The following is a 15,754-nucleotide window of genomic DNA, read 5'->3' on the forward strand; positions in this document are numbered from 1 at the left end:
GGCGCGCCCGGGTTGGTCAGGCATCGACCGCGTACCCCACGCCGCGGTGGGTCCGGATCACGCTGGTCGAGCCCAGCTTCGCCCGCACCTGGGCGATGTGCACGTCCACGGTGCGAGTGCCGGCGTGCGCCGCGTAGCCCCAGACCCCGGCCAGCAACTCCTCCCGGCTGAAGACCCGGCCCGGCCGGGCCATCAGGTGGGCCAGCAGGTCGAACTCGGTGGAGGTGAGCTGCACCGGGACGCCTGCGGCGGTAACCGTCCGACGAGCCGGGTCGAGCGTCACCGGGCCGACGACGCGCGGCCGGTCCGCGCCCTCCGGGCCGCCGGCGGAACGGCGCAGCACCGCGCGTACCCGGGCGACCAGTTCCCGTGGACTGAACGGCTTGGTGACGTAGTCGTCGGCGCCCAACTCCAGGCCGACGATCCGATCCACCTCGTCGTCCCGGGCGGTGAGGAAGATGACCGGGGTCCAGTCACCGTCCTCGCGCAGCCGGCGGCAGATCTCGGTGCCGGGCAGGCCCGGCAGCGAGATGTCCAGGACGCAGGCCACCGGGCGCAGCCGGCGGGCGGCGCTCAGGCCAGCGTCACCGTCCCGTTCCAGGTGGACGCCGAACCCGTCACGGGTCAGGTACAACCGGACCAGGTCGGCGATGGCCGGCTCGTCCTCGACCACGAGGACGAGCCCGCGGTGCGGCGGTTCGACGGTCACCGGCCCATGATTGCCGACCCGGTGCGCTCGGCGCGCTCGGTGCGTGTTCGGGTTCGGTAAAGGCGGCGCAGAGCCCGGTGGGGCGTCAGCTCACCACAGCGGGACGGAACACGCTGGGCCGCACTGCGGCCGGCGCGTCACCGATGGTGGCGACGATCCGCTCACGGGGCATCCGCAGGCGGGTCCGGAACGCGTGGTTGAGCAACGCGTCGAGCTGCCAGACCCGCTTCGGGTGACTCGTACGGATCAGAAACCGCTCACGGATCCCGTCGATCGCGGTGGCCGCCAGCTCGACCGAGTGCAGCCGCGGGTCCGGGCTCCAGGTCACGTTGCTCAGCTCGCGCAACTCGGTGTTGAGGTGCAGGCGCAGTCGGTGCAGCAGTCGGGTCTGCTGGGTCACGACCAGCCGACGGTGGGTGAGCAGCAGCAGGTAGTCGCCGGTGACCGGGCGGTCGGGGCGGCTGCAACGGGTGACCAGGATGGTGGCGTCACCGGAGCCGACACAGCGCCGGAAGACCGGCATGTGCCGGCTCACGGTCTGCACGGCCAGGCCAGCCTCAGCGGCGGCCGGAAGGAACGTTCGGGAGAAGACGTCCATGACGTGCCCAACGACCTCCCCAGCGGGGTGACGTGGGTCACGCCGATTTTTTGGAAGTTCCACGCGGCGGGTCGCACTGCCTGTCCGACTTCCGACTCCGACGGATCATGGTCAGGAGTCGGGCTGGAGGGGGTTGGCGGCGAACAACTCCTCCAGCCAGCCGGGAACCGCGTCGGCGTACTCGGCGCGGGACTCGTCGACGGTGTCCAGGGCGCGACGCCAGGAGAGTGACCGGCTCACCGGCCCCAGGCTGATCGCGAGGTCGGCGGCCTCGACGAGAGCCAGGCGGTCGTACCGGTCGGTCCACGCCTCCAGGTAGGCGTCGCGCAACCGGGCCAGCCGGGCGTCGTCGGCTGCCAGCTTCTTGGCGTACCGGATGGAGCGCAGGGTCACCAGCAGCGTGCCGAACGGGTGCCCCACCGAGGCGTCGCCCCAGTCGAAATAGCGGTACACGTCCCCAGCTGCGAAGACGTTGCCGTCGTGCAGGTCGTCGTGTTGCACCGTGGCCGGAATGCCGATGTCAGCGAGCCGGCGGCACCGCTCGGCGTACGACGGCACCTCCGCCCGCAGCCGCTCGTACAGGTCCGGGCTGAGCCCGCCCTCGGCACCGATCAGCAGTGACCCGCGATCGTCGAGCAGCTCGGCGAGCAGCCCGGCCAGCACCTCGGGGCGGTGGTCCGGCACGCCCAGAGCGACCAACTCGTCGGCACGCGGTGCGGTGGCCAGTTGGAGCGCCGCATACCCGGGCAGCGCCCGCTCCCAGTGCGCCAGATCGGGGTCTCGTCCCAGCACGTCGCGCAACGACTCGCCGCCGTCGGGCAGCAGCGACCAGCCCTGGACCGGGTCCACAGCGATCGGTGTCAGCACCCGTTCGGGCGTCAGCTGGGCGAGCGTCGCGATCAGGACGGTCTCGTGCACCGTGCCCGGGTTGTTGGCCTTGAACCAGACCGGGCCGTCGTCGGTGGGCACCCGCCACACCAGCGACCAGGGACGCACCCGGGGCTCCACCAGCCCGGTCACCCGCCGGCCGGCTCGGCTCAGGTGCGCATCGACCCAGGACCGGGCCCGCACCTGCCACTGCTCGCTGGACCAGTCGGGGGCGCGCTCACCGGCGATCGTCGTCACGCTGGGCACCCTAGGCGGCCTTACCGGGCCGGGGCGAGACATTTTCCTCGCCGGGGCGTCAGAGCAGCTCGACGATGGTGGCGTTGGCCATGCCGCCGCCCTCGCACATGGTCTGCAGACCGTAGCGGATGCCGTTGTCCCGCATGTGCTGGAGCATCGTCGTCATGATCCGGGCACCGGAGCCACCGAGCGGGTGACCGAGGGCGATCGCCCCACCGCGCGGGTTGAGCCGCTCCGGGTCCGCCTCGGTCTCCGCCAGCCAGGCCAGCGGCACCGGGGCGAACGCCTCGTTCACCTCGTACACCCCGATCTCCTCGATGCCCAGCCCCGCGCGGCGCAGCGCCTTCGCGGTGGCCGGGATGGGCGCGGTGAGCATGGTGACCGGGTCGTCGGCGGCGACCACGGCGGTGTGGATGCGGGCAAGCGGCCGAAGGCCGTGCCGGCTGGCCCATTCGGAGGTGGTCACCGCGAGAGCCGCTGCCCCGTCGGAGATCTGGGACGCGGACCCTGCGGTCACCACACCGTCGGCGCGGAACGGGGTGGCCAGCTCACCAAGCTTTTCCAGGGAGGTCTCCCGGCGGATGCCCTCGTCGGCGGCGAACTTGCCACCATCGGCCAGTGGCACCGGCGTCAGCTCCGGGTCGAACGCGCCGGCGTCCTGCGCGGCGGCGGCCTTCTCGTGGCTGGCCAGCGCGAACTCGTCGAGCTGCGTACGCGAAAGGCGCCACCGCTCGGCGATCAGCTCGGCCCCGACCCCCTGATTGAACGGCAGCGGCGCGTCGTCGGCGAAGCCCTCGACGCCCCGGTAGCGGGCGCGCAGCTGGTCGCTGAAGGGCATGCCGCCAGCCACACTGGAGCCCATCGGCACCCGGGTCATCGACTCCACCCCACCGGCGACCACCAGGTCGGCCTGGCCGGAGAGCACCGTCGCGGCGGCGAAGTGCAGTGCCTGCTGGCTGGAACCGCACTGCCGGTCCAGCGTCGTTCCGGGCACCGTCTCGGGCCAGCCGGCGGCGAGCACGCCGTTGCGGGCGATGTTCCACGATTGCTCGCCGACCTGGGACACGCAGCCCCAGTAGACGTCGTCGACCTGCTCCGGGTCGAGGCCGGTGCGCTCGGCGAGGGCGCGCAGCACGTGCGCCGAGAGATCGACCGGGTGGACGCTGGCGAGGCTGCCCTTGCGCCGCCCGACCGGGGTTCGTACCGCGCCGACGATGACCGCGTCACTCATGTTTACTCCCCGGTAACTTGGGCTGCCCCGATCCTACGTCGTTGATGGACCGGTCGTCCGCCCAGGCGTCGAGGTGCCTGCACGCCCAACCCGACGGCCGCTGGCATGCTGGGCGGGTGGATGAGACCTCCCCCGTACGGCAGTGGCGGGTGCCGGCAAGCCTGCCCGCCGCGAAGCTGGCCGGCGCGGTCCTGCTGGTCGCGCTCGGGCTGCTCTTCGCCGACGGCGACCCGGTCCGCCTGGCTCTGGCCGTCCTGGCCGCCGCACTGCTGGCCGGCTGGGCGCTACGCGATCTGGTCGTGCCCGTCCGGTTGGCGGTGGACGCCGCAGGGCTCACCGTCGTCCACGGATTCGCGAGCCGGCGGCTGCTGCCCTGGTCGGCGGTCGAGGCGATCGCCGTGGACCGTCGGCCACGGTTGGGGCTGGCCAGCGAAACCCTGGAAATCGACGCGGGCAACTCACTGCACCTGTTCGGGCGGTACGACCTGGGCGCCACCCCGGAGGAGGTGGCCGCCGCGCTGCGTGCCGCCCGCCCGAACCCGGCCGGATAGCCGCGAACAATCAGGCGAGCAGTTGGGCCGTCCGGAAGAGAACCAGGGCGAGCAGGATCAGCAGGATGATCGCACCGCCGGCGACCTGCACCAACGTGCGTCGGCCGCGCGGCGCGTACGCGAGCACCAGCGCCAACAGCGCGCCGACCACCAGGCCACCCAGGTGCCCGGGGATGGAGATGCCCGGCACGGCCAGCGTGAACACCAGGTTGATCACCAGGATCGGGATGATCTGGGAGATGTCCCGGCCCAGCTTGCGCTCGATGATGATCAGCGCGGCGAAGAGCCCGAAGATGGCGGTGGACGCCCCGGCGGTGGCGGAGTTCTGGGCGCTGAACAGGTAGGCGGCGACGTTGCCGCCGAGGCCCGCGATCAGGTAGAGCGCGGCGAACCGCACCCGCCCCAGGTTGGCCTCCAACGATCGGCCGAGCACCCACAGCGCCCACATGTTGAGCAACAGGTGGATCACGCCGTAGTGCAGGAACATGGCGGTGACCAGCCGGTACCACTGGCCGTCGGCGATGCCACCGAGCGTGCCGTCGGGGAAGACCGCCAGCCCGAGCACCGACCCCCAGTTGGTCAGCGGGGTGCTGCCACCCATCAGGCCGCCGAAGCCGGAACCGCCCACCGCCGCGTCCCCACCCCGGTCGGAGGCGATGGAGAGCAGCATGAGCAGCACGTTCACGGCGATCAGCGCCTTGGTGACATAGCCGTGCCGGCCGGCCGCACCGCCACCGAAGGCGGTACGCGCCGGCCGGACACTGCGACGTCCCTCGTTGACGCACTCCGGGCACTGGTGCCCGACGGACGCCTCCCGCATGCAGTCCGGGCAGATCGGCCGGTCGCAGCGGGTGCACCGGACGTAGGTCTCCCGACCTGGGTGCCGGTAGCAGACCGGGGCGGTCGGAGGGGACTCGCTCACCGGGCCGACCCTCCGTCCACCGCAGCGCGATACACCGGCGCCAGCCGGTGCGGTGCTCCGGAGCGCTCAATCATGCGAGCAAAGGTACCTCGCCGGTCAGTCAGGAAGCAGACCGCTCGATCTCGACCCGCTCGATGACGACGTCCTGGAGCGGACGGTCGCTCGGGCCGGTCGGGGTGCTCGCGATCGAGTCGACGATCTTCACCGACTGCTCATCGGCAACCTGGCCGAAGATGGTGTGCCGGTTGTTGAGGTGCGGCGTCGGAGACACGGTGATGAAGAACTGCGAACCGTTGGTGCCCGGTCCGGCGTTCGCCATCGCCAGCAGGTAGGGCCGGTCGAAGCGCAGCTCCGGGTGGAACTCGTCGGCGAACTTGTAGCCCGGCCCGCCCCGACCGGTGCCGGTCGGGTCGCCCATCTGGACCATGAAACCGCTGATCACCCGGTGCGAGATGGTGCCGTCGTAGTACGGACCACTGCCCGGCTGACCGGTGCGCGGGTCGGTGTACTCCCGGTTGCCCTCGGCCAGGTCGACGAAGTTGCGGACGGTCTTCGGCGCGTGGTTGGGGAAGAGCTCCAGCCGGATCGGGCCAGCGTTGGTGTGCAGGGTGGCGTAGACAGCCTCGGCCACGGGTACTCCTCACTTGTTGGTCAGTTCCATGCGGATCCTCCCATGTGCCCGATCTGGCATCGCGGAGGCATCCGAAGGTGGAGGATGACGAAGGAACAATTCCCAGGAGGTAGGACCGTGTTTGGATTCGGGCGGCGTAAGTCCCAGGGGCAGCAGGCCTTGGCCGAGCTGAACCAGAGCATCAGCCACCTGGTACAGGCAGCCAACCACGCCGCGAAGGGCGCCGGCGCAACCGTCAGCCCTCGGGTCCAGGTGGCCCGGGGCTACGTCGGGCCGGCCGCGGTGAAGGTACGCGACCGCGCGTCGACCAGCTGGGGGACGACTCTCACCACGCTGGCACCACTGACGGCGGCGGCCCGTAACGGCGCCACGCAGGCAGGGCCGCTGACCAGGAAGGCCAAGTCGAAGACCATGCGGATCTCCGGTAAGAAGAAGCAGCCGCGCCGTCGCGGCTCGATGATGACCGGCCTGCTGGCGGCGGGTGCCATCGCCGGCCTGGCCGGCGCGGTCGCCCTGCGTCGCCGACGGGAGCAGCAGGAGTGGGCCGAGTACGACCCGACCCGCACCCTGGAGCCGATGCACGACGAGGTCGACTCGATCGAGGTACGGACGCCGTCCGCCACCAAGGGGACCGACGGGTCCGCCATGACCGGTACGGCTGCCATGACCGGTGCGGGCAGCTCGGCGGTGGCCGGCGGCACGAGCGCCAGCACCACCGGCACGGCCAAGCAGACCGGTATCCGCCCGACCGACAAGGTTCCGTCGGTTGCCGAGGGTGCCACCGACGTCTCCGGTCGGCCGACCGACGACCTCACCAAGGCGCTGGGCAAGGACACGGCCCGCACCAACGGCCGCCGCTGACCGCAGCGTCACGGACAAGCGCCGGCGAGGCGGGGACCACCCCGCACCGCCGGCGCTTCCGCGTCCGGGTTGTGGTCCGACGCTGCCAGGCCGCTCGGTCAGAGCCAACCGTTACGGCGGAACCAACGGTAGAGAGCCAGGCTGACGCCGAGCATCAGGGCGAGTACGACGGGATAGCCGTACGTCATCTTCAGCTCGGGCATGTTGTCGAAGTTCATCCCGTATATCCCGGCGATGGCGGTCCACACCGCGGCAATGCCAGCCCAGGCGGCGATCTTGCGCATGTCGTTGTTCTGGTCGACGGTGACCTGCGCCAACCGCGCCTGGAGGATCGAGTTGAGCAGGTCGTCGTAGGAGTTGACCTGCTCCACGGTGCGGCTCAGGTGGTCCTGCACGTCCCGGAAGTAGCGCCGGATCTCCTTGGGCACCTCCCGGTTGACCTGGGAGGTCAGGGTCATCAGCGGGCGCTGCAGCGGGATCACCGCCCGCTTGAACTCCACCAGCTCGCGCTTCATCTGGTAGATCCGCTGGATCCGCCCATGGCCCTGACGGTCGAAGACCTCGGCCTCCAGCATGTCCAGGTCGTCCTCGAGCTGGTCGGCGACCTCCAGGTAGAGGTCGACCACCCGGTCGGTCACCCCGTACGCCACCGCCCACGGGCCCTGGAGCAGCAGATCCTGCTTGGTCTCCAGGTCGGCGCGGATCGGGGCGAGCCGGCAGGCATCACCGTGCCGGACGCTGATCACGAAGTTCGGGCCGATGAAGAGCATCACCTGACCGGTCTCCACGACCTCGGAGTTCTCGGTCAGCTCGGCGTGCTCGCAGTATCGGGCGGTGCGCAGCACCAGGAAGACGACATCGCCGAACCGCTCCAGCTTGGGGCGCTGCTCGGCCTTCACCGCGTCCTCGACGGCGAGCTCGTGCAGGCCGTAGGTCTCCGCGATGGCAGTCATCTCGGCCAGCTCCGGCTGGTGCAGGCCGATCCAGACGAAGCCGTGATCCTCGCGGCGGGCCGCGGCCAGCGCGTCCGCGTACGTCCAGTCGCCGGGTTGCCGCTTGCCGTCGACGTAGAGCGCGCAGTCGACCACGCCGCTGCGGCCGGTGCCAGTGGGGGTCGGCACGGGCGGCGAGCCGTCGGCGTTGAGGATCCGGGTCATCGCCCGGACCGGGGACGGCCACGCCCGAGGGCGTAGCACCCGACCGGTCGTCGACGATGCCGTCCGGTCCCGCTCTGTCCGATCCGTCATCGCGTCACCTCCCGCGCTCAGCTGCGGCTTGCAGGCTACGCCGCCTGCGGTCGAGGACACGTGTGACGGCGGTCGCGTGGGGGCGGCACCGGGTGGGCCGGGCCGCATCGGGGGGGTGCGGGGACGACACGGCCCACCCGGCGCCTGTGGGGGCGGGGGGAGTGCTGCCGCGTCATCCGGGTCGCCCAGCCTGGAGGCCGGGCGGTGAGCTCCACTACACCTGACGGGTGACGCTCGCAGCATTGTGGGCCGCCGGCCGCCCGGGCGGGAGCCCCGGGACGGCCGGCATCGTCATTCTGTCGGGAACCCGACAGACCAATCAGCTGCGTACGGCTTCGACGGCCTCCGCGAGGCGGCGAACGCCCTCGTCGATCCGGTCGGCGGTCACCGCCGAGAAGGCAAGTCGAAGGGCGTGCTGCCCACCATCCAGCACGAAGTCGCTGCCCTTGACCACGGCGACGCCGCGCTCGGTCGCCGCCGGGGCGAGCCGGTCCACCAGGACGTCCTCCGGGAACTCCACCCAGAGGAAGTAGCCACCGTCGGGCTCCACGAACCGGGCCTGCGGCAGGTGCCGGCGCAGCGACTCGGCGAGCACCCGGGCTCGCTCGCCCAGCGCCGCGCGTACGGTCTCGATCGAACGGTCGATGTCACCGGAGACGCAGAACTGGTGCACGATCGCCTGGGACACCATCCCGGGCGAGATGTAGAGGCTGGTCGCGTTCTTGGCGATGTCGGCGATCAGGTCCGCCGGGCCGACCAGGTAACCGACCCGCACACCCGGGCAGACCGTCTTGGTGAAGCTCGACGCGTGCACCACCACGTTGCGGGTGTCCAGCGAGAGCATCGACGGCAGTGCGTCACCACGGAAGCGGATGTCCGCGTACGGGTCGTCCTCGAAGATCGTGAACTCGTACTCGGCGGCCAGGTCGAGCAGCTCCCGACGCTTCTCCAGGGAGAGCGTCATGCCGGCCGGGTTCTGATAGTTCGGGATGACGTGGGCGAGCCGGGGTCGAACCCCGGACTCCAGCAGCTTGCGCAGCTCGGCGGTGTCCAGGCCATCCGGCTGGACCGAGATGCCGTGCAGCTCACTGCCCATCCGCTGAAGGTTGAGCAGCGTCCGGTCGTACGTCGGGCGTTCCACCACCACGGCGTCGCCGGGTCGGACCAGGTGGTCGAAGAGGAACGCGTCGGCCTGGAGCGACCCGTTGGTGATCAGCACCTGGTTGGCTTCGACCCCGTGCTTCTCGGCGATCCACTTTCGCAGCGGAAGGTAACCGACGGAGGTGCCGTACGCCGTGACCCCCGCAGGGTCGGCGTCGAAGGCGCGGACGGCGGCGGCCTTGAGCCCCTCGACATCGACGATGTCCAGCGAGGGAGCGCCACGGGCAAAGGAGATCAACTGCTCGGCGGTCATGGATGTTGAGCGTACGGGCGGCGGCGGGGGACGCGCGGACGGCACGGCGATGTCCGCATCCTGAGCCACCGGGTCGGGTGACCCGACTCCACCGGTCGGCGGCAGATCAGACCGGAAGGGCGAGCGCGTCGTGGTGCGCCGCCCGGGAAAGTCCCTCCAGCTGCACGCCGAGCGCATCGAGGAGCCGGCTCCAGTCGAAGTAGGAGCGCCAAGCGGTGATCCGACCCTTGCGGGCCCGGACCACGTCGGCCACCTCCCAGCTCACCACCCGGCCGGTGGGCGCGACGGTGCCGTACGGCGAATGCAACGTGCCGCTGTGGGTGCCGGTCAGGCGCAGCTCGACGGCCGCGCCACCTCCGGTGCGGACCGCGCCAAGCGGGTCGACCCGCAGGTCGGGGAACGCGCCGGTCCAGGTCCGCAGGAGCGCGGGCAGCTCGATCGGGCGCACCGTCACGCCCGGCATGGCGTAGAACGCCTCCGGGGCATAGAGATCCGGCAGGCGGGCCACGTCCCGACGCAGGAGCATGGCGTACTGCTGCTCGACCAGTCGCTCCGCGTCGCGCATCGGGACCTCCCCCGCGGGCCGCGGCACCTCCGCACCCGCAAGGGATCCCTACCCGTCTATCCGGCCGGGCACACCTACGCGCGCCGAGATTCCGACCCGCCCGGTCTGGTCGGCCCGCCGGTCACGACGCGGCGATGGCGGCCTGGTTCTCCGACCAGACCCGCATGATGTCCCGGACAGAGATCACCCCGGCCACCTCGCGGCCGTCCAGCACCACCAGGTGCCGGAACCCACCCCGCGCCATCGCGGCGGCAGCCTCGGCCACCGTCCACTCCGGCCCCGCGTAGACCACGTCCCAGGTCAGGTGGGCACCGGTGCGTTCCACGTCGCAGTCCAGGCCGGCGCCAATGGCCTTCAACACGTCACGTTCGGTCATGATCCCGACGCCCTCGGAATCCGGGTCGATCACGACCGCCGACCCGACACCGCGGGCCGACATCATCCGGGCCGCCTGACGGAGCGTGTGCTCCGGACCGACGACGAGGACCTGGCTGGACATCGCATCCCGTACCTGCATCACGCATCACCCCTTCGGGACGGTGGCATCCGGTACGGACATGGTGGTCCGTAGATGTTTCCGGGACAAGACCGAACATCGCCGAACCACCGGACGCTCGCTACTGTCGGACGGTGTCCACCGAGCCCCTGCGCTGCGCCGGCGCGCTGATCGTCGACCATGACGGCCGTATCTTCTTCCAGCGCCGCTCACCGCACCGGCGCCTCTTTCCCGACTGTTGGGACATTGTCGGCGGCCATCTGGAGCCCGGCGAGGAGATCGACGAGGCGCTCCGCCGGGAGATCACCGAGGAGACCGGCTGGTTCCTCTCACACGTCCTCGGCCAGGTGGGCGAGTACAGCTACGTGGGCGACGACGGCCTGGCCCGGATCGAGTACGACTTCCTGGTCCGCGTCGACGGTGACCTCGACCGCCCGACGCTGGAGGCCGGCAAGCACACCGAGTACCGCTGGCTGGCCGAACACGAGGTGACCGTGCTGGACGAGCACCGCGACGTCAACGACGGGCTGATCCGGCGGATCGCGGAGGAGGGCTTCGCCGTCCTGCGGTCGATCGGTCTGTGAACACCGTCGAGCTGGCGCCGCACCGGATCGCCGGGCTGCTCGCCCCTGCCGTGGACCGGACCTTCCGCGCCGGCATGCTGGCCGGCCGCGACGGTGGCGGCGCCGAGCTGTCCCAGCGGTACGGAGGCGTGGCGGCGAGCGGCTTCCTGGTCGACCTGCGCACCCGGCTGGCCGCACCCGGTGGCACGGTCGACGGGCCGGCGTTCGCGGCGATCACCCGCTACCACGACCCGGTCGCCTGCCAGCGGACCGTGGACAAACAGGTGGCGCACGGGATGCTCCACCGCAGCCCAGGCGGCGCGCTCTCCGCCACCGAGCGCGGTGCGGCCTTCCTCAGCGAGCTGTACCAGGTGCACGCCGAGGTCACCGAGGAACTGTGGGCCGGGCACGACGAGCGGGTGTCACGGCTGGTGGCGGCGCTCGGCCGGCTACTGGCGTACGCCCTGGTGCTGGCCGACGAGGAGAGGGACCGGGGCGGCTCGGCCTTCGCCGCGATGGCGCCACCGTACGAGCCGGACGGCACCCCGTCGGGCGTGCTGCTGCTCAACCGGCTCGGCACGCTGCGATACCACCGCGCCGACGCGCACGCCGCCGCCTGGGCTGCCGCCGGGCACACCGCATCGAGCATCGCCGCCCTGCCCACCGGCCCCGAGCGGCTCGCCATCGAGCTGGAAACCGACCGACGGGCAGCCGGGCCGTACGCCGCGCTCAGTGCCGAGGAGCGGCTGACCATGCTCGCCGACCTGGCGGCGTTGCCCGGCTGACCCGGTTGGCCGGAGCGGCGCGGCCACCCGGCGCTATCCTCCAGCGGTGACGGGGAGCAGGACGAGGGAGGATCTCGCGATGATCGGAATGGTGCTCGCGGCCGGAGCAGGACGCCGGCTGCGCCCGTACACCGACACCCTGCCGAAGGCGTTGGTGCCGGTGGACGGTGAGACCACGATCCTGGACATCGCGCTGGGCAACCTCGCCGAGGTCGGGCTCACCGACATCGTGATCGTGGTCGGCTACGCGGCGGACGCGGTCCGCGAGCGGCAGGCCGACCTGGAGAAGCGGTACGGGGTCACGCTCACCCTGGTGCACAACGACAAGGCCGAGGAGTGGAACAACGCCTACTCGCTCTGGCTGGCCCGGGAGTACTTCGCGCGCGGGGTGCTGCTGGTCAACGGGGACACCGTGCACCCGGTGAGCGTGGAGAAGACCCTGCTCGCCGAGCGTGGGCCGGGCATCCTGCTCGCCGTGGACACGCTCAAGCCGCTGGCCGACGAGGAGATGAAGACCACCTTCGACGCCGCCGGCCAGCTCACCCGGATCACCAAGCTGATGGACCCGGGCGAGGCGTACGGGGAGTACATCGGCGCGACGCTGATCGAGCCGCAGGTCGCCGACGCCCTCGCCGACGCGCTGGAGGCGACCTGGCGGCGCGACCCGAACCTGTACTACGAGGACGGCTACCAGGAGTTCTCCGACCGGGGCGGGGAGGTGCGGGCGGCGCCGATCGGTGACGTCCCGTGGGTCGAGGTCGACAATCACGCCGACCTGGCCCGCGCGCGGGAGATCGCGTGCCGCTACTAGCGCGGAGCGTCCTGACCCCGCTGCACATCGACGTGCGCCGGGGTGCGGTCGCCGACCTCGGCGCGATCCTGGCTGACGGGCGGATCTCCGCCGGCGGTGACGTCGCGGTGGTGGTCGGCCCAGGTCAGGGTGCCCAGATCGCGGAGATGATCCGGCCGTCGCTGCGGACGGCCGACGTGTTCACCGTCGCCGGGGGCACCCTGGACGCCGCCGACGACCTCGGCGGCAAACTCCGCGCCCGGTCGTACGACGCGGTGGTCGGCATCGGTGGCGGCAAGACCATCGACGTGGCCAAGTACGCGGCGACCCGCCGGGGTCTCCCGATGGTGTCGGTCGCGACGAGCCTCGCCAACGACGGGATCGCCTCCCCGGTGGCCAGCCTCATCACCGATGGGCTCAAGGGCTCCTACGGGGTGCACATCCCGATCGCGGTGATCGTCGACCTGGACTTCGTGGAGAGCGGCCCGGACCGGCACAACCGGGCCGGCATCGGCGACGTGATCAGCAACATCAGCGCGCTGGCCGACTGGGAGCTGGCCCGCCGGGTACGCGTCGAGCCGTTCGACGGGCTGGCCGCCTCGCTCTCCCGGGCGGGCGCCGAAGCGGTGCTCAACCACCCGGGCGACATGGCCGACGACGCCTTCGTCACCGTGCTGGCCGAAGCGCTGATCTCCAGCGGCCTGGCCATGGCGATCGAGGGGACCAGCCGCCCGTGCAGTGGCGGCTGCCACGAGATCATGCACGCCATCGACGCGCTCTTCCCCGGCACCGCCTCGCACGGCGAGCTGGCCGGGCTGGGTGCGCTGTTCTGCACCTGGCTGCGCGGGGACCTGCGCCGCTTCGGGGAGATGTCGGCCTGCCTGGCCCGGCACGGTCTGCCCCGGCTCCCCGCCGAGGTGGCGCTCACCGACGACCAGTTCGTGGAGGCGGTCCAGTTCGCGCCACGTACCCGACCGGACCGGTACACCATCCTCGAGCACCTGGCGCTGTCGCCTACCGAGACGCGGGAGCGGCTGGCAGACTACGCCGGTGCAATCCGCGACCAGCTTGGCTGACCCCCGTCCCACCGTCGCCGACTTCCACCGGGTGAACCGGGGCGGCGGCCTCTTCAGCGAGTCGATCAGCCAGTGGCTGGGCGCCGTCTTCGCGCTGGTCGCCCAGCGGCTCGGGCTCCGCCCGACCGCGTTGACCATCACCAACCTGGTGCTCGGGCTGGCCACCTCGGTCACCGTGGTGGCGCTCGCTGGCCCGGTCGCCGCCGGCGACGTACCGGCCTGGGTGGTCGGCCTGCTCGCCCTGGTCGGCTGGCAGGTGGCGTACTCCCTGGACTGCGCCGACGGGCAGCTGGCCCGGGTGACCGGCCAGGGCAGCGCGGCCGGCGCCCGCGTCGACGTGCTCTGCGACGTGGCGGCGCAGATCGCCCTGGTGGCCGCGCTGGCCGCCACCGCCGTGGCGCAGGAGCCGTCGACCCCGACCTGGCTGGTGGCGACGTTCGCGGGCACCTGGATGGTCAACCTGGTCACCTCGGTGATGCAGTCCGGCCCGAACGCGGCCAGCATGGTCACCTCGACCTCGCTGCCGGTTCGCCTGGCGAAGCTGGTCCGCGACTACGGCGCGGTGATCTTCGTGGCCGCCGTGGTGCTGGCCGTGGCCCCCGCGCTGGTCCTCTGGGTGCTGGTCGCGTTCACCATCGTCAACGGCGGCTTCCTACTCGCCAGCATCGCCTTCTCCGCCCGAGCCTCCCTCCGCTAACCCCCTGCCCCCGCCCCCACCCCGCCCCCGCCCTGCCCCACCCCTGAGCCGCGTCGATCTAGGGAAGATCGCAGTCAGTTGATCTCCAACAACAGCGATTCGCCCTAGATCGACGCGGCTCAGGGGTGGGGCGGCGGGGCGGCGGGGCGGGCGGGGCGGCGGGGCGGGGCGGGCGGGCGGGCGGGCGGGGCGGCGGGGGGTTAGGCGCGGGTGGGGGTGGGGGTTAGGTTGGCGTAGATATCGAGTAGGCGGTTGGTGACCACGTCTGGGTGGAAGGTCTGCTCGTAGCGGAGCCGAGCCGGCCCGGCGAGTGCGGCGGCGCCGGCCCGGGCGACGGGGAGCGCGGCGGCCAGTGCGGCCGGCTCTGGCGCCACCACCCAACCGGCGGTCCCGGTGGTCACACCGGTCGGCATCGGCACTCGGCCGCCCCCGGCGACCGCGGAGGCTACCTCGGCGGGTCCGGTGCCGGCGGGCTCGTGCGGGGCGTCGGCCCCGACCAGGTACGGGATGCCGCCCAACGCCGTGCCGAGGACCGGCCGGCCGCTCGCCATCGCCTCGATGATCACGGTCGGGAGCACGTCGTGCCACATGGCGGCGGCGATCACCACCGCGCTCGCCTCGACTGCGGCCCGCACACCGGCCCGGTCGAGCTGACCGAGGTAGACCACGTCGGGTCGCTCGGCGGCGGCGGCCTCGACGAGCGGGCGCAGCTCGCCGTCGCCCGCCATGCGCAGTGTGCCCAGCGCACCGACCGGGTGCCGGCGCCAGGCGTCCAGCAGCAGGTCGACGCCCTTCTCCGGTGAGAGCCGGGCCATGTAGAGGAACCCGTCACCGAGCGGCGTCGGCCGGCCCGGGTCGGGCACGGAGTTCGGCTTCACCACGATCCGGTCGTCCGGGATGCCGTAGTCACGGAGGTGATCGGCGATCGCCGAGGTGAGCGCGATGTACCGATCCACCGACCGCCAGGTGCCCCGGTGCACGGCCAGGGTGGTCGCCATCAACGCGCTCTGCGCCGCCGAATCGCGGTAGCAGCGGTGCTTGATCGCCGGCACGCCCAGCACACGGCCCTTGCAGTCCTGGCAGATCACCCCGTCGCGGAAGTAGATCCCCGACGAGCAGACCTGCCGGTAGTTGTGCACCGTCTGCACGACCGGCACGCCGTGGCGGTGCGCGGTCCGCACCACCCAGGGCGACAACAGGGGGTACGGGTTGTGCAGGTGCAGAACGTCCGGTTGGTGCTCGGTGAGCAGCCGGCTCAGGTCGTGCTGGGCGCGCGGAGCCCAGATCGGCGAGATCGGCAGCAGCGCCTTCGCCACCTTCGACATCGACGGGATCTCGTCCGAGCTGCGAATGAAGGGCAGCACCTCGACGCCAGCGGCGGTGAGTTGGGCGATCTCCGAATCGACGATCGTGTTCTCACCGGAGGGCTGGGCTTCCCGGTACCGGTTGTGCGCCACCACGATTCTCACAGAGCTCGCCTTTCGTTCGCGATT

Annotated in this window: 18 protein-coding genes; 7 read left to right on the forward strand and 11 right to left on the reverse strand. The window is 71.7% G+C overall.

What is annotated here, in order from left to right:
• Positions 1-16: 16 nt before the first annotated feature.
• The 4 genes from PCA76_RS31945 to PCA76_RS31960 form a co-directional block, all read right to left on the reverse strand.
• On the reverse strand, positions 17-709 hold the full coding sequence (locus tag PCA76_RS31945; RefSeq protein WP_272614222.1) for a response regulator transcription factor: 693 nt from the start codon (positions 707-709) through the stop codon (positions 17-19).
• Positions 710-794: 85 nt separating this feature from the next.
• A complete protein-coding gene (locus tag PCA76_RS31950) occupies positions 795-1,307 on the reverse strand; it encodes a hypothetical protein (RefSeq protein ID WP_272614224.1) in 513 nt (170 codons plus the stop codon).
• 111 nt (positions 1,308-1,418) lie between these two features.
• Entirely contained in the window at positions 1,419-2,432 is a 1,014-nt protein-coding gene (locus PCA76_RS31955) for a phosphotransferase (RefSeq protein ID WP_272614226.1), read from the reverse strand.
• A 58-nt stretch (positions 2,433-2,490) separates the two neighbouring features.
• Positions 2,491-3,663, reverse strand: coding sequence for a thiolase family protein (locus PCA76_RS31960; protein ID WP_272614228.1), 1,173 nt, complete (start codon positions 3,661-3,663; stop codon positions 2,491-2,493).
• A gap of 116 nt (positions 3,664-3,779) precedes the next feature.
• Between PCA76_RS31960 and PCA76_RS31965 the strand changes: the two genes are divergently transcribed.
• Positions 3,780-4,214, forward strand: coding sequence for a PH domain-containing protein (locus PCA76_RS31965; RefSeq protein WP_272614229.1), 435 nt, complete (start codon positions 3,780-3,782; stop codon positions 4,212-4,214).
• 10 nt (positions 4,215-4,224) lie between these two features.
• On the opposite strand, the gene PCA76_RS31970 is transcribed toward PCA76_RS31965, so the two are convergent.
• Both PCA76_RS31970 and PCA76_RS31975 read right to left on the reverse strand, forming a co-directional pair.
• Entirely contained in the window at positions 4,225-5,136 is a 912-nt protein-coding gene (locus PCA76_RS31970) for a rhomboid family intramembrane serine protease (RefSeq protein ID WP_272614230.1), read from the reverse strand.
• 100 nt (positions 5,137-5,236) lie between these two features.
• Complete coding sequence (locus PCA76_RS31975; protein ID WP_272614231.1) at positions 5,237-5,767, reverse strand: peptidylprolyl isomerase; 531 nt, start codon at positions 5,765-5,767, stop codon at positions 5,237-5,239.
• Between the two features lie 84 nt (positions 5,768-5,851).
• Here PCA76_RS31975 and PCA76_RS31980 point away from each other — a divergent pair, with 84 nt between their 5' ends.
• Positions 5,852-6,628, forward strand: coding sequence for a hypothetical protein (locus PCA76_RS31980; protein ID WP_272614232.1), 777 nt, complete (start codon positions 5,852-5,854; stop codon positions 6,626-6,628).
• A 98-nt stretch (positions 6,629-6,726) separates the two neighbouring features.
• On the opposite strand, the gene corA is transcribed toward PCA76_RS31980, so the two are convergent.
• The 4 genes from corA to PCA76_RS32000 form a co-directional block, all read right to left on the reverse strand.
• Complete coding sequence (corA, locus tag PCA76_RS31985) at positions 6,727-7,875, reverse strand: magnesium/cobalt transporter CorA (RefSeq protein WP_272614234.1); 1,149 nt, start codon at positions 7,873-7,875, stop codon at positions 6,727-6,729.
• A 319-nt stretch (positions 7,876-8,194) separates the two neighbouring features.
• Positions 8,195-9,289: an aminotransferase-like domain-containing protein gene (locus tag PCA76_RS31990; RefSeq protein ID WP_272614235.1), complete on the reverse strand. Its 1,095-nt coding sequence runs from the start codon at positions 9,287-9,289 to the stop codon at positions 8,195-8,197.
• Between the two features lie 106 nt (positions 9,290-9,395).
• Positions 9,396-9,854: an ester cyclase gene (locus tag PCA76_RS31995; RefSeq protein WP_272614236.1), complete on the reverse strand. Its 459-nt coding sequence runs from the start codon at positions 9,852-9,854 to the stop codon at positions 9,396-9,398.
• Between the two features lie 121 nt (positions 9,855-9,975).
• Entirely contained in the window at positions 9,976-10,371 is a 396-nt protein-coding gene (locus PCA76_RS32000; RefSeq protein ID WP_272614238.1) for a CBS domain-containing protein, read from the reverse strand.
• A gap of 113 nt (positions 10,372-10,484) precedes the next feature.
• On the opposite strand from PCA76_RS32000, the gene PCA76_RS32005 reads away from it, so the two are divergent.
• From PCA76_RS32005 to PCA76_RS32025, 5 genes are all read left to right on the forward strand, one after another.
• Positions 10,485-10,934 (forward strand): NUDIX hydrolase, encoded by a 450-nt coding sequence (locus tag PCA76_RS32005; RefSeq protein ID WP_272614239.1) that lies wholly within the window; start codon positions 10,485-10,487, stop codon positions 10,932-10,934.
• Positions 10,931-11,698: a hypothetical protein gene (locus PCA76_RS32010; RefSeq protein WP_272614240.1), complete on the forward strand. Its 768-nt coding sequence runs from the start codon at positions 10,931-10,933 to the stop codon at positions 11,696-11,698. The genes PCA76_RS32005 and PCA76_RS32010 overlap by 4 nt, the downstream gene beginning before the upstream one ends.
• Positions 11,699-11,777: 79 nt before the next feature.
• Positions 11,778-12,509 carry a phosphocholine cytidylyltransferase family protein gene (locus PCA76_RS32015; protein ID WP_272614241.1) on the forward strand — a complete coding sequence of 244 codons (732 nt, stop codon included), beginning with the start codon at positions 11,778-11,780 and terminating at the stop codon, positions 12,507-12,509.
• Complete coding sequence (locus tag PCA76_RS32020) at positions 12,497-13,564, forward strand: iron-containing alcohol dehydrogenase family protein (protein WP_272614242.1); 1,068 nt, start codon at positions 12,497-12,499, stop codon at positions 13,562-13,564. Before PCA76_RS32015 ends, PCA76_RS32020 begins: the two co-directional genes overlap by 13 nt.
• Positions 13,539-14,261, forward strand: coding sequence for a CDP-alcohol phosphatidyltransferase family protein (locus tag PCA76_RS32025; protein WP_272614243.1), 723 nt, complete (start codon positions 13,539-13,541; stop codon positions 14,259-14,261). The genes PCA76_RS32020 and PCA76_RS32025 overlap by 26 nt, the downstream gene beginning before the upstream one ends.
• Positions 14,262-14,461: 200 nt before the next feature.
• On the opposite strand, the gene PCA76_RS32030 is transcribed toward PCA76_RS32025, so the two are convergent.
• On the reverse strand, positions 14,462-15,730 hold the full coding sequence (locus PCA76_RS32030) for a glycosyltransferase family 4 protein (protein ID WP_272614244.1): 1,269 nt from the start codon (positions 15,728-15,730) through the stop codon (positions 14,462-14,464).
• Positions 15,731-15,754: the final 24 nt, after the last annotated feature.

Source organism: Micromonospora sp. LH3U1 (genome assembly GCF_028475105.1).
Classification (GTDB): Bacteria; Actinomycetota; Actinomycetes; order Mycobacteriales; family Micromonosporaceae; genus Micromonospora.